The 23,183-nt window shown below is 52.2% G+C and carries 20 protein-coding genes and 1 tRNA gene; 9 read left to right on the forward strand and 12 right to left on the reverse strand.

What is annotated here, in order from left to right; translation table 11 throughout:
• Nucleotides 1-9: 9 nt before the first annotated feature.
• The gene (locus CWE12_RS05925; RefSeq protein WP_126788753.1) at nucleotides 10-1,362 is read left to right on the forward strand and encodes an NfeD family protein; all 1,353 of its coding nucleotides are present in this window, start codon (nucleotides 10-12) and stop codon (nucleotides 1,360-1,362) included.
• Here CWE12_RS05925 and CWE12_RS05930 read toward each other — a convergent pair whose 3' ends face one another.
• Genes CWE12_RS05930 through CWE12_RS05940 form a run of 3 tightly spaced genes read right to left on the reverse strand, consistent with a single transcriptional unit; the run spans nucleotide 1,363 to nucleotide 4,530 of the window.
• Nucleotides 1,363-3,435: a S9 family peptidase gene (locus CWE12_RS05930; RefSeq protein WP_241984147.1), complete on the reverse strand. Its 2,073-nt coding sequence runs from the start codon at nucleotides 3,433-3,435 to the stop codon at nucleotides 1,363-1,365. It lies immediately after the preceding gene.
• Between the two features lie 14 nt (nucleotides 3,436-3,449).
• The gene (locus CWE12_RS05935; protein WP_126788754.1) at nucleotides 3,450-4,109 is read right to left on the reverse strand and encodes an alpha/beta hydrolase; all 660 of its coding nucleotides are present in this window, start codon (nucleotides 4,107-4,109) and stop codon (nucleotides 3,450-3,452) included.
• A 37-nt stretch (nucleotides 4,110-4,146) separates the two neighbouring features.
• Nucleotides 4,147-4,530, reverse strand: coding sequence for an OsmC family protein (locus CWE12_RS05940; protein WP_241984148.1), 384 nt, complete (start codon nucleotides 4,528-4,530; stop codon nucleotides 4,147-4,149).
• Nucleotides 4,531-4,761: 231 nt separating this feature from the next.
• Between CWE12_RS05940 and CWE12_RS05945 the strand changes: the two genes are divergently transcribed.
• Nucleotides 4,762-5,211, forward strand: a complete 450-nt coding sequence (locus CWE12_RS05945; protein WP_126788756.1) for an Hsp20 family protein — start codon at nucleotides 4,762-4,764, stop codon at nucleotides 5,209-5,211.
• Between the two features lie 125 nt (nucleotides 5,212-5,336).
• Here CWE12_RS05945 and CWE12_RS05950 read toward each other — a convergent pair whose 3' ends face one another.
• The 4 genes from CWE12_RS05950 to CWE12_RS05965 form a co-directional block, all read right to left on the reverse strand.
• Nucleotides 5,337-6,881, reverse strand: a complete 1,545-nt coding sequence (locus tag CWE12_RS05950; protein ID WP_126788757.1) for a leucyl aminopeptidase family protein — start codon at nucleotides 6,879-6,881, stop codon at nucleotides 5,337-5,339.
• 75 nt (nucleotides 6,882-6,956) lie between these two features.
• Nucleotides 6,957-7,496 carry a choice-of-anchor V domain-containing protein gene (locus tag CWE12_RS05955; RefSeq protein WP_198675701.1) on the reverse strand — a complete coding sequence of 180 codons (540 nt, stop codon included), beginning with the start codon at nucleotides 7,494-7,496 and terminating at the stop codon, nucleotides 6,957-6,959.
• Nucleotides 7,489-8,478 carry a Vgb family protein gene (locus CWE12_RS05960; RefSeq protein ID WP_126788759.1) on the reverse strand — a complete coding sequence of 330 codons (990 nt, stop codon included), beginning with the start codon at nucleotides 8,476-8,478 and terminating at the stop codon, nucleotides 7,489-7,491. Before CWE12_RS05960 ends, CWE12_RS05955 begins: the two co-directional genes overlap by 8 nt.
• A 122-nt stretch (nucleotides 8,479-8,600) precedes the next feature.
• Nucleotides 8,601-11,273 carry a bifunctional diguanylate cyclase/phosphodiesterase gene (locus CWE12_RS05965; protein WP_198675702.1) on the reverse strand — a complete coding sequence of 891 codons (2,673 nt, stop codon included), beginning with the start codon at nucleotides 11,271-11,273 and terminating at the stop codon, nucleotides 8,601-8,603.
• Nucleotides 11,274-11,456: 183 nt separating this feature from the next.
• Between CWE12_RS05965 and CWE12_RS05970 the strand changes: the two genes are divergently transcribed.
• The 3 genes from CWE12_RS05970 (at nucleotide 11,457) to CWE12_RS05980 (ending at nucleotide 13,295) form a co-directional block, all read left to right on the forward strand.
• Nucleotides 11,457-12,062, forward strand: coding sequence for a hypothetical protein (locus CWE12_RS05970; protein ID WP_126788761.1), 606 nt, complete (start codon nucleotides 11,457-11,459; stop codon nucleotides 12,060-12,062).
• Between the two features lie 101 nt (nucleotides 12,063-12,163).
• The gene (locus CWE12_RS05975) at nucleotides 12,164-12,541 is read left to right on the forward strand and encodes a YidH family protein (protein ID WP_126788762.1); all 378 of its coding nucleotides are present in this window, start codon (nucleotides 12,164-12,166) and stop codon (nucleotides 12,539-12,541) included.
• Nucleotides 12,542-12,701: 160 nt separating this feature from the next.
• A complete protein-coding gene (locus tag CWE12_RS05980) occupies nucleotides 12,702-13,295 on the forward strand; it encodes an outer membrane protein (RefSeq protein ID WP_126788763.1) in 594 nt (197 codons plus the stop codon).
• Nucleotides 13,296-13,349: 54 nt separating this feature from the next.
• Here CWE12_RS05980 and CWE12_RS05985 read toward each other — a convergent pair whose 3' ends face one another.
• Nucleotides 13,350-14,273: an SDR family NAD(P)-dependent oxidoreductase gene (locus CWE12_RS05985; protein WP_126788764.1), complete on the reverse strand. Its 924-nt coding sequence runs from the start codon at nucleotides 14,271-14,273 to the stop codon at nucleotides 13,350-13,352.
• 214 nt (nucleotides 14,274-14,487) lie between these two features.
• Between CWE12_RS05985 and CWE12_RS05990 the strand changes: the two genes are divergently transcribed.
• The 3 genes from CWE12_RS05990 (at nucleotide 14,488) to CWE12_RS06000 (ending at nucleotide 16,443) form a co-directional block, all read left to right on the forward strand.
• Nucleotides 14,488-14,564, forward strand: a tRNA-Arg gene (locus CWE12_RS05990).
• 276 nt (nucleotides 14,565-14,840) lie between these two features.
• Nucleotides 14,841-16,172 carry a HipA domain-containing protein gene (locus tag CWE12_RS05995; protein ID WP_126788765.1) on the forward strand — a complete coding sequence of 444 codons (1,332 nt, stop codon included), beginning with the start codon at nucleotides 14,841-14,843 and terminating at the stop codon, nucleotides 16,170-16,172.
• Nucleotides 16,165-16,443: a helix-turn-helix transcriptional regulator gene (locus CWE12_RS06000; protein WP_126788766.1), complete on the forward strand. Its 279-nt coding sequence runs from the start codon at nucleotides 16,165-16,167 to the stop codon at nucleotides 16,441-16,443. Before CWE12_RS05995 ends, CWE12_RS06000 begins: the two co-directional genes overlap by 8 nt.
• Before the next feature lie 62 nt (nucleotides 16,444-16,505).
• Here CWE12_RS06000 and CWE12_RS06005 read toward each other — a convergent pair whose 3' ends face one another.
• From CWE12_RS06005 to CWE12_RS06015, 3 genes are read right to left on the reverse strand one after another with little or no spacing between them, the layout of a single operon-like run.
• The gene (locus CWE12_RS06005; RefSeq protein ID WP_126788767.1) at nucleotides 16,506-17,735 is read right to left on the reverse strand and encodes a sensor histidine kinase; all 1,230 of its coding nucleotides are present in this window, start codon (nucleotides 17,733-17,735) and stop codon (nucleotides 16,506-16,508) included.
• A complete protein-coding gene (locus CWE12_RS06010; protein WP_126788768.1) occupies nucleotides 17,735-18,439 on the reverse strand; it encodes a response regulator transcription factor in 705 nt (234 codons plus the stop codon). Before CWE12_RS06010 ends, CWE12_RS06005 begins: the two co-directional genes overlap by 1 nt.
• A 13-nt stretch (nucleotides 18,440-18,452) precedes the next feature.
• Complete coding sequence (locus tag CWE12_RS06015; RefSeq protein ID WP_126788769.1) at nucleotides 18,453-20,837, reverse strand: TonB-dependent receptor; 2,385 nt, start codon at nucleotides 20,835-20,837, stop codon at nucleotides 18,453-18,455.
• Between the two features lie 225 nt (nucleotides 20,838-21,062).
• On the opposite strand from CWE12_RS06015, the gene CWE12_RS06020 reads away from it, so the two are divergent.
• A complete protein-coding gene (locus CWE12_RS06020) occupies nucleotides 21,063-21,890 on the forward strand; it encodes a MipA/OmpV family protein (RefSeq protein ID WP_126788770.1) in 828 nt (275 codons plus the stop codon).
• Between the two features lie 110 nt (nucleotides 21,891-22,000).
• Here CWE12_RS06020 and CWE12_RS06025 read toward each other — a convergent pair whose 3' ends face one another.
• The gene (locus CWE12_RS06025) at nucleotides 22,001-23,146 is read right to left on the reverse strand and encodes a serine hydrolase domain-containing protein (RefSeq protein WP_126788771.1); all 1,146 of its coding nucleotides are present in this window, start codon (nucleotides 23,144-23,146) and stop codon (nucleotides 22,001-22,003) included.
• Between the last annotated feature and the right edge of the window lie 37 nt (nucleotides 23,147-23,183).

The raw sequence follows: 23,183 nt of genomic DNA on the forward strand, positions 1-23,183 counted from the left end.
GGACAGGCTGTGAAAAGGTTTCGCTTACTCGCGAGTATGCTCCTGCTCGGTCTCGCGTCGCTAAGTCTGTGGCTGACCAGTACCCATGCCAACCAGCCCCATGTAGCCCAGTTATTGATTGAAGGGCCGATCGGTCCGGCGACCACGGATTACCTCGAACGCAGTCTGCAAAAAGCACAGAGCCAGGGTGCCCGACTGGTTGTGATTACTATCGACACACCCGGCGGCCTGCTCAGCACCACGCGTGACATCACCCGGCTATTTATGCAGTCTGACATACCTGTAGTCACCTACGTCGCCCCTGAAGGCGCGCGAGCGGCGAGTGCCGGTACCTTTCTGGTCTATGGCAGTCATATCGCGGCGATGGCACCGTCGTCACAGCTCGGGGCAGCAACGCCGGTACAGATGCAGGGCGATGACCTGGACAGTGCCATGCGTGACAAAGTCACCAATGACGCTGTGACCCACATCCGCTCGCTGGCCGAACGCAACGGCCGCAATGCCGACTGGGCTGAACAGGCGGTACGCGAGGCGGCTACCCTTGGCGCCGAAGAAGCGCTGGCGGCGAATGTAGTCAATTACGTTAGCGCATCGGTAGAAGCGCTGCTGGCCGATATTGACGGCCATGAGGTCAGCCTGCAAGGCGAAACTCTATCGCTGCGTACCGCTGACCTTGAGATTCGTCAGTACGCCCCGGACACCCGCAATCGAATCCTGAGTTTGCTTGCAAACCCCCAAATAGCCTACTTATTACTGTTGGTGGGTATTTATGGTTTAATCTTTGAATTAATGAGTCCGGGCGTGCTGGTCCCCGGCATTACTGGCGCCATTTGCCTGCTTTTAGCTGCATTTTCTCTGCAGATACTACCTATAAATACCGTTGGACTGCTGCTGATCCTATTCGGTGGAATTCTGATAGTTGCCGAGTTTTTTGTCCCCAGCTTCGGCATCATCGGCGTGGGTGGGGTCATCTCACTAACCGCCGGTTCGCTGATGCTCTTCGACAGCTCAGTCCCGGGGATGGAGTTATCGATGAATTTAATTTACGCAGTCGCACTGGTGGCATTGGCCTCAGTCGCTTTTATCGCCCTGGTGATGGCGCGCAGCCGGATGCGCAACCGTAAACCCAGTGACCGCAATGTGGTCGGCGAGCAAGGGAAGGTGATTGAAAACCTTAATCCGCAAGGGCTGATTCAGCTAGGCAATGAAGTGTGGCCAGCCACCGCCGAATCAAGCCGCCTGATAACCCATGGCAAACTGGTCCGGGTCACGTTCCAGCAGGGCACCATGGCCTTTGTTGAAGAAATAAAAAAGACCGAGCAGCAACCTGCCCGGCCTTTCTGGAAACCCAAACCACGCTAACTAGTCGTGGTCTTTTTTATAACGCTCAAACCAGGCCAGCGCATGTTCCACTTTGGCAATCATATTAGAGGGCCGCGCCGATACACCGTGATAAGCGTCCGGCACTCGTACCATCGCCGTATCAACACCCCGTAACTGCAGGGCCTGATAATACTGCTCCGTGTCGCTGATAGGGGTGCGCCGGTCCGACTCACCGGTAAACAGCATGGTCGGTGTGGTCACATTGCCCACCAGTGATAACGGTGAACGTTGCCAGTAATGGTCGTGCGCTTCCCAGGGCGTGCCCGGGAACTGATTCTGGATCTGACCGATGTAACTGTCGGCAGTCAGCACTTTGGAAACCCAGTTGATCACCGGGTTGGTAGCGGCCGCCGCGTTGAAACGGTCGGTCAGACCCACTGCATAAGTTGCTGCGATGCCACCCGCAGACCCACCGGCAATAAAGAGGTTCTCTTCATCAATGAAGCCCATTTCCATCATCGCATCCACCGCCGACATATGGTCACCAAAGTCATCCACCGAGGCATACTTATTGTTCAGCAACATGGCAAAATCTTCGCCGTATGAGGTACTGCCGCGGTAGTTGTTGTACACCACCACGTAGCCTTCTGCCGCATAGCGTTGCAACTCAGCACTGAAGTGGGGGCCGTAATTCAGGTGTGGACCACCATGAATTTCAAGCACCAGCGGGTAGCTCTTCTCCGGATCAAAATTTGGCGGTGTAATGTACCAGGCCTGGATTTCACTATCATCGGTCTGCGACTGATAGGTAAATTCATGCACCTCGCCGAGGGTTCGCTGTCCCAACACGTCGCCATTCAGATCAGTGAGGTAGCGAGGTTCGGTGTCTGCCGACTTAAAGCCGACATCACCCAGGCGTGTCGCATGACCACGGGTGTAAGCAATATCGCCCTGCTCATTCATGCTAAACATGCCACTGTTATAAGGCCGACCGGACGGCAACCCTGATACATCCTCAAGGATATCGAGAATTCGGCTACGCAAGGTCACCCGGGCAATTTTTGTTCGCCCACGGTCCTGGTAACTCACCACCAGGGTCTCGTTTCCAAGCCAGTGCGGGTTGCCAACTGAGCGGTCAAAATCGCTGAGCAGTTGGTCGCTTTGCTGGCTCTCCCAGTTCATCACCCGCAGTTTGCTATTGGCATAGGGTACGGCTTCTCCTGTACCCTGAATATAAGCAAGACGCTGGCCATCCGGCGAGAACACCGGATTGCGTTTAGTCCCGGCTTCATCCGTTAACTGTTCAATGTCGCCGTCCAGGCTCACCTGGTAAAGGTGGCTAAGCCGGCTCTCAAACTCAAAATTCTCGCTGCGGTTGCCAGCAAACACAATGGCATCGCCCTGCGGCGTCCATGCAAGCGTTCCACCGTGGTTGAAGTTCCCTTCAGTCAACTGACGCGCGCTGCCGCCATCCGCCGGTAATACAAAGATGTGGCGATACGCCGAACGCATGACGCCGCGGCCATCCGCCTGATACTGAGCCCGCTCAACCACCACTGGCCGTTTAGCCCACTCAGCCCCGTCAGGCATAGCTGGCCGATGCACCGAACTGGCAAATTCAGTTGCTTGTGCCTCAACTTCCATACTAAATGCGAGCTGGCGTCCGTCCGGTGACCAGCTCAGGCTTCCCGGCGCAGCGTCAAGCTGGCTGACCGCCGCACTACGCTCTTGCTCGAGCCAGTGGACATGGATCTGATTACGTCCACTCTGGTTACTGACAAACGCCAGTCGATCGCCCTCAGGTGACCAGGTCGGCTGGGTATAGCTGGCATCATCAGCGTACAACGGATAGTGTTCGCCCGTCGCGGTATCGACAATCCACAGGTTGCGCCTGGTATTGTCCTGCATAATGTCGTTGCTGTTACGCACATAGGCAATCTGGCTGCCATCCGGTGATACCTGCACATCGCTGGCATACTCCAGTGCAAAGATATCTTCGGCACTAAATACCTGCTTTTCCTCGGCAGTCGCGGGCAGACTCAGGCCAGCGGTTGCCAGCATGGCGAACGCAGCAACTTGTATAAGCCAGCTTGCTGTAAATAAAGAACGCATAAAAAACCTCTTTGTTAAGCCAGTCGCGACGTTAGCCAGTCACGAATATCGGCAATTTGCTCAGCGCATAGCTGATGCTGCATTGGATAACTTTTAAATTCCACCTGATAGTCACGCGCCTGCAGCCAGTCGCGAGCCTGTTCCCCCAGGGACTGTGGAACCACTGGATCCATCGAGCCGTGGTGGATTAGAAAGGGTGTGGTCTGTTGCTCTGCGCTAAGGCGGATAGTTTCGCGCGTCGCCAGGTAGGTCGATAAACACATCACCCCGGCGAGTTTTTTCTGGTAACTCAGCGCCGCCTGGTACGCCACCGCCCCACCTTGGGAGAAGCCAGCCAGAATAATACGCTCTGCCGGAATACCGCGTTCAATTTCGCGTTCAACCAGGGCAATCACCGCCTCAGCAGACTTACAAAGCTGTTCGTTATCGACCTTGCGGTCGAGGCTCATTTCCAGAATGTCGTACCACGCCGGCATTTGCATACCGTTATTAATAGTCACAGCAATCCGCGGCGCATGCGGGAAAACATAACGGATGTTGACCCCAGCCGGTTGCGCCAGATGTGGTACTACCGGTTTAAAATCATTGCCGTCCGCGCCCAGCCCATGCAACCAGATGACTGAGGCATTAACGGGTTCGCGGCTTACCACTTCTTCGCAAGGTAAATAGGTCATCGTGCTAGGTCCTGTTCTAATAAAGCAACGTTGCATGCTAAAGCAACTTGGATTCAATCTCCAGCGCCCCGGTCAGAGACTTATGCACCGGGCACTTGTTGGCAATCTCAAGCAGCCGTTCGCGTTGCTCGTCGCTCAAATCCCCTTCAATCTCTATATGGCGAATGAACTTATCACTCTTGCCATCTGCAGCGCCTTTCTTCACATGCAATAAGGTCACCGAGACTTTATCCAGCGACCACTTTTTATGCTGTGCGTACATCCGCATCGTCATGCTGGTGCAGGCACCAAGTCCAGCCAGCACCATTTCAAAGGGAGCTGGCCCCTGGTCCGCACCACCCATGTCTTCCGGCTCATCGGCCAGCCACTCGTGCTTCGCTGTAACTACCTGGTTGGTGAAGGGTAAGGTCTGTTCAGACACTTTAACCACTCCGGGTTTTAATCGACAGCTGGACATATTCACCTCCGCGTTTACGCTCTGAATTCAGGAAAAATAAATCTTTATAAATCAATTAGTAACATAATTCTCAGTCGCCCAAGTCTTGAAACCTGGCAGTCTGCGCACATTTAAAGAGTGTAGGCGGCGGGTCTCTGAGAGAGCGCCAGCCTGCACAGGTGAAACAATTTATATCGCTCAAAAGAGGATAGACCTATGAACACGATTGACTTAACTCCACTATACCGCAGCAGCATTGGCTTTGATCGCCTTGCTTCGATGCTCGACAACGCGTTACGCAGTGACACCAGCTCCGGAGGTTACCCTCCTTACAATATCGAAGCGCTGGGTGAAAACCGTTATGGCATTACCATTGCCGTGGCAGGTTTCGCGGAAGACGAACTCGACATTCAGGTCGAACGCGACGTGCTAACCGTACGCGGACGTAAGTCTGACGACGAGCAAGAGCGCAACTATTTATATCAGGGTATTGCGGCACGTGCATTCGAACGTAAATTTAACCTCGCAGAACACGTTAAGGTCACCGAGGCAGAAATGCGCAACGGCCTGCTCAATATCCATCTGGTTAAAGAGGTTCCGGAAGCACACAAGCCTCGCAGCATCAGCATTAAAAACGCCGACGCAGCGATTGAGCATAAGAGCTAACCTCTAATCCGCAGTAGTACTAACCTTGTGTAACCCTTGTGTAACGTAAAAGGCAGCTCATCCGAGCTGCCTTTGTCTTATATTAGCCTTTCTATTTGTCTACGCATCGAACGCTAACCAACGCCTTACTGCTGCGCTGAATACTGGTAAACCCATTCCGTCAGCAAACGCACGCCGTAGCCAGTTGCACCCGCAGGGTGAATACCGTTGGGTGATGAAATCAACGCATTACCGGCCATATCAATATGCGCCCAAGGCGTGTCACCGGCGAATTCACGCAGGAACATTGCACCTGCCGACGCGCCCGGCGAACCACCATTGATCAAGTCAGCCACATCACTGCGAATCGATGCCATGTAATTCTCATGCATTGGCAGCTGCCACACTAACTCGTCAACTGCATCGCCAGCGGACTTCAAGGTTTCAAGAATACGCTCATCGTCGCTGAATATTGCTGAGTAATCGGTACCAACAGCGCCAACTTTGGCGCCGGTTAGGGTCGCGATATCAACCATCGCTCGTGGTTCAAACTGACTGCGCGCATACCAAAGACCGTCAGACAGTATTAAACGTCCTTCCGCGTCGGTGTTATTGATCTCAACGGTAATACCGCTGCCCGTGGTGACCACGTCACTTGGTAGCTGGCTGTCGCGGGAGATCATATTCTGAGTTAGCGGTACAACCCCGACCACGTTAATGGCGGCATTCTGCATCGCCAGCGCTTTGATAGCACCAACCACGGCGGCACCACCTGCAGAATCTGTTTTCATCGAACGCATTCCGCCCGAACTTTTTACATTAATCCCACCGGTATCAAAGGTGTTCCCTTTTCCAACCAACGCCAACGGGGCATCGTCACTACCACGCCACTGCAGCGCCAGCATATGAGCTCCATCCCGACTAGCCTGACCAACCCCGTACAGGGCACCCATGCCCATTTCGCGCACCTGTTCAGGTCCTAAAACCGTAATCTCGACGCCCATGTCCTCAAGGTGTCTTACACGCTCAATGAAAGCCATCGGTGCCGAATCGCTGGGCGCTATATTAACCAGCTCACGCGCTAAGAATACGCCTTCAGCCAGGCCATTGAGGCGATTGTACTCACCTTCTGCCTGTTCAGTAGCACGCCAGGTAAAGTTCTGCTGAGGACGTTCCGCTGGCTCGCTCTGATATCGGTCAAAACGGTAGTTACGTAAGTCGACGCCATGCGCGATGTTAGCAATCAGAAGTGCCGGGTTAGAGGCGGCGTTGATCATTTGGGTATCGACAACCACGGTTTCCGCGCTGGTATCGGCCAGGTGAGCCGCCAGCGACGCCCCCGCTTTCTCAGCATCGGTCCGCGACAGCGTGCTTACTTCGCCAACACCTAACAGCACAATGCGATCTGCCTGCGAATCGGCTGGTGCCATCACATCCAGCACACTGCCTGCACTGCCATCAAATTCAGAAACCCGCATTACACGTTCAAGATGTTCGCGGGTGGCGCGCGTCAGCCCGGGGACATCCAGCCGTTCAGTGTCAGCCGGAACCAGGACAACCACGGTATCTGCCTGCTCTAACTCAGCCTGCTGAGTAAACGCAATACTGGTGTTGAGATAAGAATCTGCCAGCACTGGCGTGGAGGTAAGTGCTAACGCAGCACCAAACATTAATGATCGTGCAAGTTTCATAAAAAAATAGCCCTTGTCTGAAACAACAAAGGCTATAGCATGCGTTTTTTACAAAATGAAAACAAGTTCGCCGCGTTAATCCGCCGTGATTTTGCGACTTAAAGTGTACACATTATCACCTAAGGGCGAGGCATCGGCATCCGCGGCAACTGCAGCGACCGAGATCTCAACCGCCTGGTCAGCCCCGGCTTTCCAGTGGATATACCAGCGGGTACGTTGTTGATCTCCGTCCGCCGAGGCTTCGGCTGGCTCAGAATGGCTGAGGTAGGTTATCCCTTCCGCCTCAAGCCGCTGCTGACCAGACTGCGGCTCAAACTGACCACTCGGTGCGCCGGTCCCAGCGTTTCTAATCGCTATCTGGAAGCCACCAACTCGCTGTTCGGGGTCGCGCACAGTGAGTTCCAGCTGATAGGTGTTCCCCGGTACGAGTTGCTGAGCAAGGCCAGCGAGTTCGACCCCGCTTCGTTCGGATTGCGGCGGACCGGCGAAATGGCAGGCGCTGCAGTCTGGCTGCTCCCAGCCGCCGGTATAACCAGGTTCCGCGCCCTCCGGAAAAGCAGATACGGTAAAGCTCGTGAGCAACCCTGCGGCTATAAGCGCTACTCGGTTAATCACTGATAGTCGCTCTGCCAATGGTGTTCTTGTCGGTACCGAACCAAATCGAGTTGGTTTCCTCGTCAAACACCATGTGGCGTACGCTGCCCCCTTCGCTCGGCACTTCAAATGGCCGACTGAACTGTTCGCTTTCAGGATCAAACGCAACAAAGCGATTCGGCTGAATGCCCGTTTCCACAAACCAGATACGGCCTTCTGAGTCATTGGTCACCGCATAGGGCTTTGAGTCAGACTCGCCTGGTGCACGCCACTCATCAATTTGTTCGGTCTGCGGGTTGTAGCGGCCAATATAGCCCTCTGCATAATCGCCATAGAAGAGCATGCCGTCGTCCGTCACCGCGAGTCGGCGTGGACGGGTATTCTCTCTCGGCAGATCAATTTCCCGCACGCTGCCATCAACCACAGTCGCGAGTTTATTGGTGCCGAAAAGCACGTACCACGGCTGGTCATCGTGAACAATTACGCCATACGGCCGCGCTCGCTCTGTCTCCACGTCATACATGGTAAATTCGTAGGTTTCAGTGTCCATAAAGCCGATTTGATTTCCGCCCTGAACGCTAAACCACAAGTCGCCGTCGCTGGTAAAGTCAAAGGTGTGCACGTCTCTGGGCCCATCCCCAGGCAATGGAATTTTGGTGATTTCATGTGTCTCGCGGTCGATATGTCCGATATGCGCAGCCCGGTTACCGGCGTACCATGCCCCCCGGTCATTGACTACGACGGTATGTGGTCCGGCGCCATCTTCAAGATCGATCTTGGTAAACTCTTCGGTCGACGGGGTGAACATACCAACGTAATGAGAACGTTGGCCCACGAACCAAATCTCGTCACTGTTAACAATCCAGGGGTCACGTGAACGTGAGCCTTCAAACGGAACCTCCCATTCTTCAATAGTGAGGTCAATATTCAATTCTTCAGCATGAGCGGCCTGAGCAACGATCGCCAGTGCCGTTGTCAGCACTAAATTTATCGCAGTTTTCATCTGTTAACTCCATTGATTAACCAATTCAAACGAGGTTACAAAACGCTAACCTTGCATTCTCTGATTACAACTGTGGTTCATATTTGCACAGTTTGCGACCTGAAAACGGTAAAATTTAATCATCAGGGAAGCTGGTCAGGCGGCACCGGTTTAGCGAAATAGTAGCCCTGGAAGCGGTCGCAGCCAAGCGCCAGCAAACTGCGGAAGTGCTCTTCGCTCTCGACGCCTTCGGCAATAGTAGTCAGTGACAAAGTATGTCCAAGCGACAGGATGGTGCGGATCAGCACTTTGTGATGCTCCCCCTGATTCATGTCACGAACAAAACTCTGGTCTATTTTTAGTTCATCAATAGGCAAACGGTTCAGGTACCCCAGCGATGAATACCCGGTACCAAAATCATCCAGTGAAAATTTAACGCCGACGCGCTTCAGGCGGGCCATTTTCTCGATCACCTGCTCGGTATCCACAAGTAACATCGACTCGGTGATTTCCAGCACCAGCTTGTCCGGTTTGGCCCCGGTTTCGGCCAGCGTAATCAGTACTTTCTCAGCGAAATCTTCAGCCCGCAGCTGGCGTACGCTTACATTCACCGCAATGGTCCAGTCACTGCGGGTTGCGTGGTTCTGCCATTCAACCAGCTGGCGACAGGCTCGTTGCAGGATCCAGTCACCAAGGGCGACTATCTCGCCACTTTGTTCAGCGATATGAATAAACACACCGGGCATCACCATGCCACGGGTTGGATGGTGCCAACGAATCAATGCTTCAACACCTGCCACCTGCTGCTCACGGTCGAGCTGCAGTTGATAGTAGAGCTCTAACTCGTCGTGGTTCATCGCATGCCGCAAGTCCTGCTGCAACTCAAGCTGTTCGGTAATCATCTGCTGAATATTGGCGTCGTAAAAACACTGGGTGTTGCGCCCGGCATCTTTCGCCCGGTACATCGCCTGGTCCGCTTGCTGCAGAATAATATCGATGTCGTCTTCACTGCCATCAATCAGGGTAATACCGGTGCTCAGCGTAATACGGGTGGTTTGCTGGCCAATCCGAAATGGCTCGTTGAGCAAGCGTTCTATCTTCTGCAACACAACTTCGACCTCAGCCGCCGCTTTGTCACTCTGGTTGCTAAGCCTGCTCAACAAGACTACAAACTCGTCGCCACCCAGTCGCGCGACTGTATCGTAATCGCGAACCAGTTCTTCCAGCCGATCACCAATCTCGCGCAGCATGCGGTCGCCTTCGGCATGACCATAGCTATCATTGAGTTGTTTAAACTTATCCACATCAATGAACAGCAGCGCCGCAAATTCTTCTTTCGCAGTCGCAATACGCACCGCTTTCTCCAGCCGTTGCCGCAGCAGGCGGCGGTTTGGCAACTGGGTTAAAGCATCATAAAAAGCAAGCAGGTTTATCTGGTGTTCCGCTTCTTTACGTTCAGTAATATCAGCTACCACGCCATTCCACAGACGACCATTTTCACTCGGCTCGTTGCTCGGTACCGAGTGCACGCTGACCCATCGCTCCTTCTGCCCCTGAATCAGTCGCCCTTCCCAGTAGAAGTCGCGGGTTTCCTTGGTGGCACGTTGCTGCTGCTTATAAAATGCCAGCGCATCTTCAGGATGAAGCTGGTTATACACATACTGAGCAAGGCTGTCAGACTGCTCGAGGGCGTCCTCCAGGCCAAGCAACTCACGAAAACGTTCGCTGGTGTAGGTCATTTCATGGCGACCTTGTTGAGTCAGTTTAAACTGATAAACACCGATGGGAATCAAGCGAGTAAGCTCATGATACTGGGAAATCGAACGCTGCAATGCTTCACGCTTATCCTGCACCTCACGGTCAGCCCGTCGCAGCAAGCGCGCGGCGCGCTGGTAACCAAGCCAGGTCACCAGGGCAAAAATAAGCCACAACAGCGATGGCATGACCATATTGTTCATCCAGCGTTGCACAACTGCGCTTTTGGATGTCGCGGAAATGACTGCCAGGTCGTAGTCAGCTACGGGCTCGACCCAAAGGTAGGAGGCGCCCGGGCCGGTTAATGCGGTATCCTGATAATGGTAGAAGCCGCGCCCCTGAGTCAGAATATCCTGCAAACTGGATGGCACGACATGAGTAAAAAGTTCTTTCCGGCGCTGCTGTTCAAGGGGCAGTGGATGAAGGTAATTCAGGTAACCATCCGCACGCACTACCGACAGGTAAGTCGCTGAGGACGTTGGCATTCGTGCCCAGCTAGCGTGGCCCCCATCAAGCCGATTACCCGCGGTGAGCACAGCTCGAAGCTGACCCTGGTCATCGTAAACAGGTACCCGCATCGGTATAATCCATTCGCCAACCGCCTCAAAAAGATAGGGCCGGCCAATATGAAAGCGTCCTTCTTCCACCACTCGCTGAAAACTTTCTCTGCTTTCACCATGGGTCACGACATTAGGCAGAGGAGCGCGCAGATCCCGGGTGCTCGCCGAAATAAACTCGCCATCCAGCCCAACCAAGCCAAAACCGACCAGCCCCACATCGGTTTCCTGAGCACGCGCTAAAAACGCATCGCCCGCCGCCGGATTGTTAAACACATCCCGATAGACCAGTTCATCCGCCATGCTGTTCAGCAGTAATTCGAATGTACTGAGGTGGCTGCGCATGCCCTGAGCCATCAATTGTCCGGTATGAGCCAGTCGTTGATGCTCGTTGCTAACGGTGCGCTGCCAGGTCAGAAACGCAAGTAACAGCGCCGTCAAAATAAGAATCACGGAAAACAGCCGCGCAAACGTGCGTAGCACGGACTCACGGTTCTCACTCACTAAAGAAGCCCTTGGCGACATATAATTCTCTGCTAGGTGTTTGTATTTTTTATTATTCAGCAGGCTCACAGTAATAGAATCAAAAAGCGAAAGCCAGCAGGCCAAACCTGCCTGTTTACCAATTAGCGCAAAATCTTGAGCTAAACTGAACGTGGGAACAATAACAAAACGGTACACTTTACTATGCTTATTCGCGTGCCCTACTTTAATTCCACCCTATTTACTCTCGCCACCCTGTTCTTAGTTTGCTGGTCGGGCAGTGCTCAGGCCATCGGGTCTGAACCCTCTACTCGTTATGTATCGGCGACTTATCAGGAATTTGAAGATCAATTCGACTTTGATGGTGCTGGCTTCGACGTTTCAGGGCGACTCGGTCAACGCTGGCTCCTTGCTGGTAGTTATGCAGAGGTATCGGCGCAAACCGAAGAGATAGAAACCGACTGGGATATAACCTCAGCACGTCTTGGCTACATGCTGTATGAAGGCGATGGTGTCGCTTTGTATAGTGGACCCCAGGCTCTGTATATCAGTTACCAGCATGAAGGCGGTATGTCTGAAGACAGCGAAACTAATTTTGGTGCCTTCGCCACGCTTCGGTATATGGCGACCCTCAATATCGAGCTCAATGGGGAAGTGAGCTACATCCACTTTGACACCATCAGCGGCGATACCCTACTCCAATACAGTGCAGGCACCCGCTTTTTCCTGTTTGAACATCTAACTGTAGATGCCACCGCGAGGTTTGGTGAATGGAGCGGTTTTCAGGTGGGAGTAAGTTTTCACTTTTAACTGGGCCGCCTGTATGTTTTCTATACCAAAACGCATAAGCGCCTGACAGATCGGAAGTTTTCGTCTAACGTTAATGGTGAATTTTTAGTCAGGAGAAGGTTATGACTCCAGCTCTAGCTCTCGGGCTCGCCTGTATACTTTTTTTATGGGCCGTCCTTTTGGGTATAATGTTGGCCTTTGCTCGGTTCGGCAAAGAAGCGAACCCACCACCTGTGCTCGTCTGGTGGCATGGTGGCTTTGCAATCACTGGGTTTCTTATCTTGTTGTATGGAAGCTTTTTCGTCGGCTACCCGATGCTGGCAAACATTGGCGTCGCGCTCATAGCGTTGGCCGCGTTTTTCGGGCTCTGGATGTATTTTCGCTATCACCGTAATGACCAGCTGATCCCCCCGGTTATTGTCTGGGGCCATGGTTTAGTCGCGGTTGTCGGCTTTATTCTGATCCTATCCGCCATGCTCAATCTTCAAAATACCGGTTAAGCGTACATGACGAACGATTAAAAAGACGCCAGATCATCTAAAGATCTGGCGTCTTTACGCATTTTAACGACATTTTTACACCTTTTAGCCGCCGTTTTACTTGCGATAACCAGCATATCAACAAGACTTTGTGTGGGACTTGAATAAAAGGAGAGACCACATGAAGATTAAATCGCTTGTTATTGCTACCACCCTTGCATTGGGTGCTGCCACCACCGCGATGGCAGAAACACCATCATTTTCTTATATCGAAGGCCGCTATGTCGAAATGGATGAAGCGGAGACTACATTCGACGGGTATGAAGCTGAAGTTTCCGGGCGCTTAGGTAACTACATGTTTATCTCTGGGAGCTACGGCGAAACATCTGGCAACTGGTCTGAACTAGGCAATGTCGACTTAGACATCGCAACCGGTCGCCTGGGCTTCATTTTTGGTCAGGACGAACCCGTCGCAGCCTACGTAGGCCCACAAGTCAGCTACATTCAAAGCACATACGGCCTGGGTTCTGACGGCGGCTGGGAACTCGGTGACGACAGCACCACCGACTGGGGTGCCTTTGCTGGCATACGTGCGATGATTCTACCGCGCGTTGAGATCAACGGTGAAGTCAGCTACATCGACTTCGAACGTGAGAGCCTCACCTCGTACACGGCAGGTACGCGTATCTACCTGACGCCAAACCTGGCAGCCACAGGCCAGCTACGTATGGGTGACCTTGACGGATTCGCCGTCGGTTTAAACTACTCATTCTAAGTGCGTCGTAACCACCACAAAGCCCGGCCTAGTGCCGGGCTTTTTTATATCGCATTATGAAGACGCATCGTCTTCTTCCTTCATTCGCTGCCGGATACCGCCGTCTATACAAATCGTTGTCTCCATGGGCTCATAGATCGCCCCACAGTTTGGTTCAGCATGCATGGCTTTCTGCACTGATTTTTGCGCCACCTTTGCAGTCATGAACTCACTAAAATTCGCAAAAATCCGATGCGACACATTGGAAGACCGTGCTTTCCAGCCTACGGGTTGCTCCTCTTTGGGGTTGGTACAGGCATCAACAATGGCATCGATCACGATTTGCGGGTCGTCCATTGCCGCCATCCGTGGAGCATGCCCGGTATAATTTGCGGCATGAGTCCACCAGGGCGTATCAACCGCCCAAGGCATAATCGTACCGACTTTAATCTTGTCGTAACCAGCCAGGCGTAACTCTGCATTCAAAGAACGGCTTATACTTAACACCGCAGATTTCGTTGACGCGTACACCGTTTGATATGCCAGCGGCACCTCGCTGTCGATGGAACCCACATTCACCAGTGTACCCTGACCCTGTTGCTGAAAATGGCGGATTGCGACATGGGCGCCGTAAACCACACCTTTCAGATTTACGTCTATAACGCGGTCATAGTCCTTTAAAGGAATATCCCAGAACAGACCCAACGCACCTATACCGGTGTTATTTATCCATACATCAATGCTGCCAAAGCGCTCAATTGCCGCATCGGCCAGCCGCTGCACCGCTTCCGCATCACTCACATCTGTCGTCACCGCCAACGCGGAGCCACCATTTGTCTCAATGGTATGCTGCAGCTCCTCCAGCGCCGCCGTTCGCCGGGCCGCCAACACCACATGAGCCCCCAGCTCAGCAAGCTTGAGCGCCACGCCCCGGCCAAAACCGCTGGACGCTCCTGTAATAACTATCGTCGCATCTTTTACATTCGTAATTGGTTGCATGGTTCGGCCTCCGCCTGATTTCCAGTCTCTTAGAGAGTCTAGTCCACAAGCTCCGCCTTCCATCATTCGGCCACAACCTTTACCCTGCGATTCGCCGCCACTCAGAGCTAGACATACGCCGAAGAATTCCCTACAATCCCCGCTCGCTGGCATATCAGATGGCCGCGAATTAGCATCCGCCCTTGTCGGGCACCCTTGCTAACACCTGTAAAATGCGCCCGTAGCTCAGCTGGATAGAGCGCTGCCCTCCGGAGGCAGAGGTCAGAGGTTCGAATCCTCTCGGGCGCGCCATTACAGAAACTCCTTCCATGATGGTAACCACTTACAAATTTGTTCTTGTGCCAGATCTGTGACAAGTTTGTGGCATCCATTGAAAATTGATCAGCTCAATTCATTCCGCGAGTGGTTCTAATAATGGGAGCCTGTCATCAATTTTCAATTTAGCATCGGCTAGCGACCAGTAGTTTGATTCCGGTAAAACCCGTAAACCCTTACATATAAGGTAGACTGCTACCGTTTCATGGTCTATATTGAATTAATATCAGTATCAAACTACCGAGTTCGACTATGAAAACCGTAACCCTGCAGCTTTTTAATCGAGGGCAATGGTGGAATGCCGCTGAGCTTAGCTTTGGCGGAAATAAAATGAATAGCCATGTGACCTTATCATATCTCCCCGATTATATACGCCATGTACCACGCTACGACCTGAGCGATAGCTGGGCATGTAGTGTAAATGCACCGGTCAGCATCGTGCCCATTGATTACCCAGGTTGGCCGGCGTTATTAGACGATTTACTACCTGCAGGTGAATCTCGTACTTGGTGGCTCAATTACCTCAATGTCAGCAGAAGCAGTGCGTTTGAGCAAAGCTACGCGCTTCTCACGAAAGCATGCATGGCGCCTATCGGTAACTTGCGAATTCAAGAAGCCATCGAGCAAATTAATTACGATACTGCTCACCGTTTTCCTATCGAATCTGTCGTTCAGCTGCAACACGATTTCTTAGAATATGCGAATGAGCAAGGTGCGGCTGTTGGAGGGGCAACCGGCGCCGGCGGTGCTGCGCCGAAGTTACTGCTGATGGTTGAAAATAACCAAGTATTCATTGACGGTGACTTTGCTGGAAAAGCCCTCTCTGCAACTCCATACCTCACTAAATTCGCCAGAAATACGCGCTCTCCTCGAGACAATAACGTGCTTAAAGCTGAAGGCGTGTTTTATCAGGCTCTGGCAGAAATACTCCAAGGGACTGACATCGAAACTATTGATGTAGACCGTCTCATGGTAAAAGAGCATCAAGGCCAAGTAAGCCTATGGTTGCCTCGGTTTGATGTAGCCATAGAAAATTCAGTTGCCGCTCGTATTGGATTGGAAAGTATTTACTCAATCATCAATGCCGCGCCTGGTAGCTATCAAAATCACCTGACCGTTATGCACACAGTGTGGGAAAGAATTAGAAACACCACACAGATGTCTAGTTTCGAGTTTGCCACACAATACCTTGCCCGAGACTTGCTGAATTTGGTTTTTGGTAACTCCGATAATCATGGCCGTAACATGTCCTTTTTAAAGTTCGAAAATGATATCCGATTCGCACCCATTTACGACTTTGCCCCGATGAAAGCAGATCCAGAAATGGTGACTCGTTTATTTAAGTGGAGCGACGACTGTGAACGTAGCGGTACTGTCAGGTTTGACCAGGTTGTCGAAAAGCTTAGTGACTTTGGTGAACCTGATTCGCTTTTGGCGTATTTGAAAAACCTCGCAACACCTCTCATTGAGCTTCCTAATTTGCTGACCAAGCTAAATTGTCCAGAAGAGATACTTGAGTACCCTGCAATTGGGTTTGCCAATATCCACCAAAAATTAGTGAGCTATGGAGTCTATCATGCATGACCTATCCGCTGATGAGCGCAAAGCACTGATAGCACAAATAGAAGCGGCGTTGGCTTCCAATAGCATTTCCATTGGTGAGGCAGTGAAGCAAATTAGAACGGAGCTCTATGGCATGAATCAGAACGATTACGCCAGGTTTATCAATGTTTCCGACAAAACCCTGCGCGATGTCGAGAAAGGAAACACCGATCCGCGACTATCAATAGTTAACAAGTTACTCGCACCGGGGAGTTTTCAGGTCAGTGCTAGAGTAGTCAAAAGAGTCATTTAGTGTCGAAATATTTCAGTAACCACGCTTTGCCAGCTTTTTACGTATTCTGAAAGACGCGAACGTCACCACGAAAGGCGAGCGGCGACGCGTGTTCCATCCACATTAAGGACGAACGACCAGCCATTGCGCTCACACAGTCGCTGGACGATCCCCAGGCCTAACCCATACCCATGAGATGATGCCTCTGCTGGCATATAGCGCCTATCAGCATCAATGCTCACATGATTGGCGACTAACAGCTCGCGCTCGTTAAGCAGAATGGTAATCGGCCCCTGCCCTTCATGAGCATGTTCGAACGCATTTCGCACCAGATTGTTTACTGCAATATAAAAAGCCTGGGGATGCCCGCTGACTCGGGGCGTTGCGCGGTCATCGATATCAACATCGACGAACTTGTCGTTTAGCAGGTGGCGCTGCTGCTCGACCGCCTGACTCACCATCGGCATCACGGCAAACTGTTCTTCATACAATCCGTCATCGGTTTCGCGCGCAAGACACAGGAACATTTCAATCGTAGTTTTCATTTCGTGCGTCGCACGCCGAACTCGATCTAGCACCTTTGCGTCAGCCGCTGATAAATCGCTTTGCTGCAGCAACTCAAGCGCGCCAGTTATGACCGTGACCGGCGTGCGCAACTCATGACTGGCTGAGCCGGTGAAGTATCGCTCCCGCACAATAAATGCGCTGATACGTTCAAGCGTCTTCTCAATGGTTCCAGCCAACATACCCACTTCATCATCGCCGAAACGGCCAGACTCGATGCGTTTATGGTCACCGGCGGACAGATGTTTCAGGTCGATGCTCGCGACCACTTGAGCGAGTTCAGCGACCGGGGCGACTGCCCTGCGAATCACCACCATGCCCAGACCAAAGCCAAGCAACCCAAGCGTACCCACGACACCGGTGATGACGAGCAACCACCACCAATCCTCTGACGAGTCAGCCTCAATTCCAGCAACATCAAAAACCACAAATGCTCGCCCCTGCTCATTCTCGGTGGGGACGACCGCAACATGAAACTCGTCGGCAGTAAATTCGTAAGTTCCCTCAGCGGGGTCTGTGCGGGCCCACTCTCTGAGCGATTCCGGCAAGCTATCAATCTGATCGTAGCCGCGAGGGTTCATCGTTAAAGCCGGGTAGCTTCCAGCAGCATGCTCCAACTGATGCGTCATCACACGGTCTTCGCTCAACTTAATTGCAGCAAAGAACGCGAATCCCCAAGCCACACTCAGTACCGCAACACAAACCGCAAATGCAATGGCGACACGTTTGCGCAAACTATGACGGTACATTACTCAGGTTCCTCCGCAATTCGATAGCCAATGCGATGCACTGTATGAATAAGCGGGCTATCAAACGGCCTATCGATAATCTGACGCAACTTGTACATATGCGAGCGAAGCCCATCACCATCGGGAGGCTCATCAGCCCATAATAGCGTTTCCAGCTCATCGCGGGCCACAACGGACGGCGCCGCTTCCATTAATCGTTGCAACACCTTCATGCCTGCCGGCGTGATATCAATGCGTCGCCCCGCTCGATGTACTTGCAGCGTGGCCCTGTTCATCGTTAAATCACCCACGGTTAACAGGTTGGTCGCTTGTCGGTGACTACGTTTGTAAAGCGCCTGCAGGCGCGCATGCAGCTCTTGTAACTCGAACGGCTTACTTAAATAGTCGTCTGCTCCCGCCGTAAACCCTTTGAGTTTATCATCTAGCGTATCCCTGGCCGTTAGCATCAAAATGGGCGTTTCTAATGCACCTTCGGTACGTAATTTCTGGCAAACGCTTAACCCATCCATCCTTGGCAGCATCAAGTCCAGAACAATAACGTCGAACGAGCTGGTCAACGCAAGCTGCACCGCGCTCATACCATCATAAGCAAAATCTAAGACATAATTATGCCTTTCAAGGTACTCGGCAATGTTGCCGCAAATGTCACGGTTGTCTTCGACAATCAATGCTCTAATCGGCGTTGGCGCAAGCACCTGTCCCATTTACTTACTCCCTTTACCAGGCGTAATCGAATCGCAGACCAATGAGTGGCTCCGCTTCGCTACCATCTTCCACTGGCACACCTCGACGATAATCAAACTCGGTATCGTCGCTCGAAGACGCAGCCGTTACGTTGATAACATCGAGAAACGCCGTTACATCTACTGGGCCAAGAGCACGCCGATAGTCAACGCGAACGTTAAACAAACCGGATCCACTTTTACGGCCAAAGTTACGCGCTGTGATCTCTTTAGAGTAGCGCAACGGCTCCTCTGGTCCTAACACGTCAGCGTGAATAATAAAGTCGTTGTCAGGTCTGCCAGAAAGATATTTGTAGCGTCCTGCAACCTTCCAGCGATTGTTGATTTCCCAGGTCAAACCGATCGTAGCGACATGGTTACGGCTGAATTCAGCCGCAACGTCACCGCGACCGTCTTTGCGGTCGACTACGGCATCGTTATACGAGTAGCTTGCGGTCGCGTAAAGGCCCTCAGTAAGCATACCGTTGGCCACGATATCTACGCCGTACGATGCACCGTCACCTATGTTTGCGAAAGTCCCGTTTGCTCTATCAAGATCGACCACCAAATTGTCGAGGCTTTGATAATAGGCTTCTGTCAACACCGACCAACGCTTGCTAGGAAAGAACTGCAAACCGACACTGCTGTGCGTGATCTGTTCGTTTTCAAGGTTGTTCGACTCGTCGGCAGCCAGGTCTAAAAACCGGGGCGACTGATGAAAGAGTCCAGCGGTCGCAAAGTATCGTATGGTTGTGCCCGGCCGCCAATTGACGCTGAAACGGGGCGACACCCGGCTTTCGTCTGCAAAGCCATCCCGTTCTAGCCGCAGGCCGGTGCTAATATCCCAGTCGCCGCGCTCAAAAACCTGCTCAGCATAGCCTGCATAATTCGTTTCTTTTTGATTTAGTGAGGAATTGATGTTTTCCGGCGTCAGTACAATGTACTTCTGATCGGGGTCAGGTCTGAAATCATCGTCGTCGTAAACGAATCGGATCCAATCGCCGTCTAAAACGGTATCGTAATCCAGTTCAATTTGCGTTAATCGAATACCAGCTTTAAACACACCCCATTGGTTCATTGTCTCGAAGTCGCTACGCCAGCCGAACTCCGTTTCCTCCTCACCGATGGTAAGAATGTTTTCCCGTACCGGAAAACTCGACGCGGGAGAACCCTCTGGTACAAGGTCAGGAAACGCTTCACCTTCTGAGCTGACTTTGTCGCTTCTGCGATAGTACACTTTGTTGGTCCAGATGGCTTCTTCACCAATCCATGAACGCAGTGTCAGACCATACAAACTGCTGTCTTGCTCAGAATCTTGCAGCGCCGCATCTTCGAAGTTGGGCGATTCTGCAACGTGGGTCACGCCGCGAGTGTAGTCCTCGTGTGTATCTATCAGTAAAACTTCTAAGGTCTGGTTGTCGTTGATGGGTGTGACCGACTTTACGAGAACGTCTCGCAATACCGGCTCACCAATATCTAATTCCTCAATGGTTTCAAATAATTGACCGAAATCGAGTCGTCTTGCGGAAACCAGCAAAGTAGCGTCGTCGGTGATGCCGCTTGGACCGTCATAACCCACTTCATAGCCCGCAAGATCGTAGCGAAAACTAGCGGAAGGGCTTGGATTACCATCGGCGACGTCCAGTTTAAGCAAAGATGCAGCCCGGCCCCCATAAGCCGCACTCCAGCCACCCGGCGAAAATTCTGCGCCACTGATCACGTTCGGTGCGAAAATTGAGAAACGACCACCCCCACCGACATCTTCTTCTTCACCCAGGGTGGCATCAAAATGAATCGCTTTATCAAACGGAAATTCATCGACGAATAACAAATTATCCCTTGGGCCACGGCCGCGCACGCTGAAGCTCGCGAATTCACTGGCGGATGCCAGGCCAGGTAAACCATCTAGCGACAGGAGGGGATCTGCGCCACCGCCAACTGCACTTCGCAATGCTTCTCTATCCAGATAAGTACTGCTCCCTGATGCGTATGTTTCAGCACGTTGCCCTTGAACTAAAATTCGCTCAATGGCCTGCTCTACAAGTTCGAATTCAACTTTGACATTTTTGCGAGTGATCACGCGAATGCTTGGCTCATAAGCTGGAGCGAATCCGTTTTTGGTTACGCTGACGGAGTAGAGACCGGGATCGAGGTCTTCCACCACGACGCGACCTTGTGAGTTGGTTTCTACCGACTGTATGGCATTGGTTTTGCGTTCCGTGAGCGTAACCTGCGCAGTTGATAGTGGCCGGTCAGTTTTCTGATTTTTTATTATAAAAGTCAGCGCACCGGATGCCTCAGCTGCATGCGCAGAAAGTGGGACACTAAGTAGAAGCCCCCACAGCATCACCAACGATACCTGTTTCAAGTACCTGCTCATATTCGTATTCCTCTAACGATCAGCCTTAGTGAGTTTATGAAGCGCTGATAGGTTAGCAAAGCCAATGTGACTAAAAAGTCGCTGAAATATCGAGAACCAGCAGGAGTACATTGCATACCCCCTATAACACTAATCTGAGATCTCTTTTCCGAGGATGCTCGTATATACCTTGTAATAACCATATCTCGGGCATCCATTGCCCGGTTACACTCAGGAAAATTTTTCATGAAAAACGTCACAAGTTTAATGCTGGCCTTGCTTCTACAAGGTTTCTTATTTCAAACAGCTTTAGCGCAAGAAGAAAAAACAGTGATGGTGCCCTTGCCATCGCAGGACGACTTCACCCGCGGCGAAGACGGCTGGGCCTTAGGGTTGGGACTTGGTATTGAATATGAAACCGCCTACGAAGGGTCGGACGAATTCGGCTTTGAGATTGACCCAGCCGGTGCGTTGCAATGGCGCAGCGGCGACAACATTTTCTATTTCGCCGGTGAAGCTTTCGGCTGGCGTGGCCTGCGCGCCGACACCTGGCTACTGGAAGCGCTAGTCGGGTTTGAAGAAGGCCGTGAAGAAGGCGATTCCGACAAAGGCTATTTAGATGGGCTCGGTGAAAGCGATGAAGGACTAGAACTTGTCTTGCAAGCTCGCTATGCGTTCACCGAAGACTGGCGCTACTGGCTGGTTAGCCGCGTAGTTGCCAGCGAGAACGGCAACCTTGGGCTATTTGGCGTGGGTCGCCGCTTTGGTGACCAGCTAGACGGTTCTGGCCTGGAGGTGAACCTTGTTGCGGTATTCCACGATAGCGACTATGCCAACAATGGTTTTGGCATTACCGCCCAGCAATCGGTGGCATCAGGGTTGGACGAAACACGAATCAGCAGCGGACTGCGCTCTGTGGGGATCGATTTCAGTTATCGTCACCATATCAACGACAGCTGGCAGATCTACGGCGAAGCACTGTACGAGTACTTTAGCAGCGATGTTCGCTCTAGCCCAATCGCTCGCAGCAACTATGAGACTGAAATAGGCGTCGGGTTCATCTACGTATTCTAGGTTGGTTACATTGTCAGACTGCGCGTGCTCGGGGGGACCCAGATACCCCCCCCGCGCACACGCAATACTGTTCGCCAGCGGCGGTGTCGCGGCACGTTGCCACCGCTCTGCTACTCAGCCCCTCCAACAAATATCTGAAAAAACTTCAACGCTAGCGGGTTCTCCTCAATTTGCGCTTGGGTGAGAGTGTCTATTTCGTGTCGCAGCCCGTCGCCGTTGCTAAGTGCAACTAAAGTGAGGCCATCATCTGGGGCCTTTAGCAAGAGCCCGGCATAGGCATCTGGCCACCAACCGCTGTGCCAGACGAGGCGATGGTCCTGCCAGTTTTGCACGTACCAACCATAGGCGTAGGGCATTGGATTGCCTTCTGTGTCGTTTGTTGGTGTCCACATGTGTTCACGTAAGCTTGCCGACATGATCCGTTCGTCATCCAGGGCAATGGAATACTCAGCGAGTGCTTTGGCGCTGGCGATAATTCCTGAACTTGCGTTGAGTTCGGTATTTGGCAGTACCCATGGTGTTGCCCAGTTTGAACTGTCGGGTGTATTTTTAAACGGCGGTGCGAAATGGGTTAGTACCCCACTGGCATTGGCATCACGCCAGCCGGCAGCTATATGCTCCAGTTCGCCCGGCTCAATGACATACTTTCTCATCCAATAACGCCAGCTTTTGTCGGTGTTCTCTTCGACCCAATTCGATAGTCGACCAAATACAATCGGGTTGTAGAAGAAGCTGCTACCCGGTTCGCCATTGACCTGGTGCTGCAGCACATGACGCAACGTTATCACTTGATCACAGGTAATATCCGGTACTTGATAGCCGTTTTCCATTGTGCCACCACCAAACAGGTTGCCGCTGGTGGTTAGCCAATGACAGCGGCGGTCCCAATCACTTAAGGTCGTGAAATCCGCATCGAGGTCAATGTGACCATCGGCTTCCATGCCTAACAAGGTTGCGGCGGTGAAGGTTTTGGTAATCGAAGCGGCCAGGTAAGAGGTGTTTTCCGTGGTAGCTTCTTCGGCATCGTGGTCCTGAAATCCAATGCTTTCCACTAAAATGATCTCGCCGTCTTTTACTACGGCCACAGAAAGGCTAGGAATGTGCTTCTCCTCGCGAAACGATCGTAGGTACCGTTGAAACTCCTCCAGTTGTTGCTGCGTTGTGGCCGACTCGGCGACGGCTTCATTGATGAAAAGAGTACTCACTGAAAAACAGGCAGCCGCCGTCAGCAGCGCACCATAGATGGTTGCTTTCATAATGCTTCCTTTAAATTTAAGAGTGGTGAATGTGTCG

The organism is Aliidiomarina sedimenti, from assembly GCF_003986955.1.
Taxonomy (GTDB): Bacteria; Pseudomonadota; Gammaproteobacteria; order Enterobacterales; family Alteromonadaceae; genus Aliidiomarina; species Aliidiomarina sedimenti.

Excerpts from the sequence above, each read along its gene's own strand:
- CWE12_RS05945 (WP_126788756.1), top strand. The coding sequence starts at position 4,762 with ATGAACACGATTGACTTAACTCCACTATACCGCAGCAGCATTGGCTTT.
- CWE12_RS05950 (WP_126788757.1), bottom strand. The coding sequence starts at position 6,881 with ATGAAACTTGCACGATCATTAATGTTTGGTGCTGCGTTAGCACTTACC.
- CWE12_RS05935 (WP_126788754.1), bottom strand. The coding sequence starts at position 4,109 with ATGACCTATTTACCTTGCGAAGAAGTGGTAAGCCGCGAACCCGTTAAT.
- CWE12_RS06020 (WP_126788770.1), top strand. The coding sequence starts at position 21,063 with ATGAAAAACGTCACAAGTTTAATGCTGGCCTTGCTTCTACAAGGTTTC.
- CWE12_RS05930 (WP_241984147.1), bottom strand. The coding sequence starts at position 3,435 with ATGCGTTCTTTATTTACAGCAAGCTGGCTTATACAAGTTGCTGCGTTC.
- CWE12_RS05995 (WP_126788765.1), top strand. The coding sequence starts at position 14,841 with ATGAAAACCGTAACCCTGCAGCTTTTTAATCGAGGGCAATGGTGGAAT.
- CWE12_RS06000 (WP_126788766.1), top strand. The coding sequence starts at position 16,165 with ATGCATGACCTATCCGCTGATGAGCGCAAAGCACTGATAGCACAAATA.
- CWE12_RS05960 (WP_126788759.1), bottom strand. The coding sequence starts at position 8,478 with ATGAAAACTGCGATAAATTTAGTGCTGACAACGGCACTGGCGATCGTT.
- CWE12_RS05975 (WP_126788762.1), top strand. The coding sequence starts at position 12,164 with ATGACTCCAGCTCTAGCTCTCGGGCTCGCCTGTATACTTTTTTTATGG.
- CWE12_RS06015 (WP_126788769.1), bottom strand. The coding sequence starts at position 20,837 with ATGAGCAGGTACTTGAAACAGGTATCGTTGGTGATGCTGTGGGGGCTT.
- CWE12_RS06005 (WP_126788767.1), bottom strand. The coding sequence starts at position 17,735 with ATGTACCGTCATAGTTTGCGCAAACGTGTCGCCATTGCATTTGCGGTT.
- CWE12_RS05970 (WP_126788761.1), top strand. The coding sequence starts at position 11,457 with ATGCTTATTCGCGTGCCCTACTTTAATTCCACCCTATTTACTCTCGCC.
- CWE12_RS06025 (WP_126788771.1), bottom strand. The coding sequence starts at position 23,146 with ATGAAAGCAACCATCTATGGTGCGCTGCTGACGGCGGCTGCCTGTTTT.
- CWE12_RS05985 (WP_126788764.1), bottom strand. The coding sequence starts at position 14,273 with ATGCAACCAATTACGAATGTAAAAGATGCGACGATAGTTATTACAGGA.
- CWE12_RS06010 (WP_126788768.1), bottom strand. The coding sequence starts at position 18,439 with ATGGGACAGGTGCTTGCGCCAACGCCGATTAGAGCATTGATTGTCGAA.
- CWE12_RS05980 (WP_126788763.1), top strand. The coding sequence starts at position 12,702 with ATGAAGATTAAATCGCTTGTTATTGCTACCACCCTTGCATTGGGTGCT.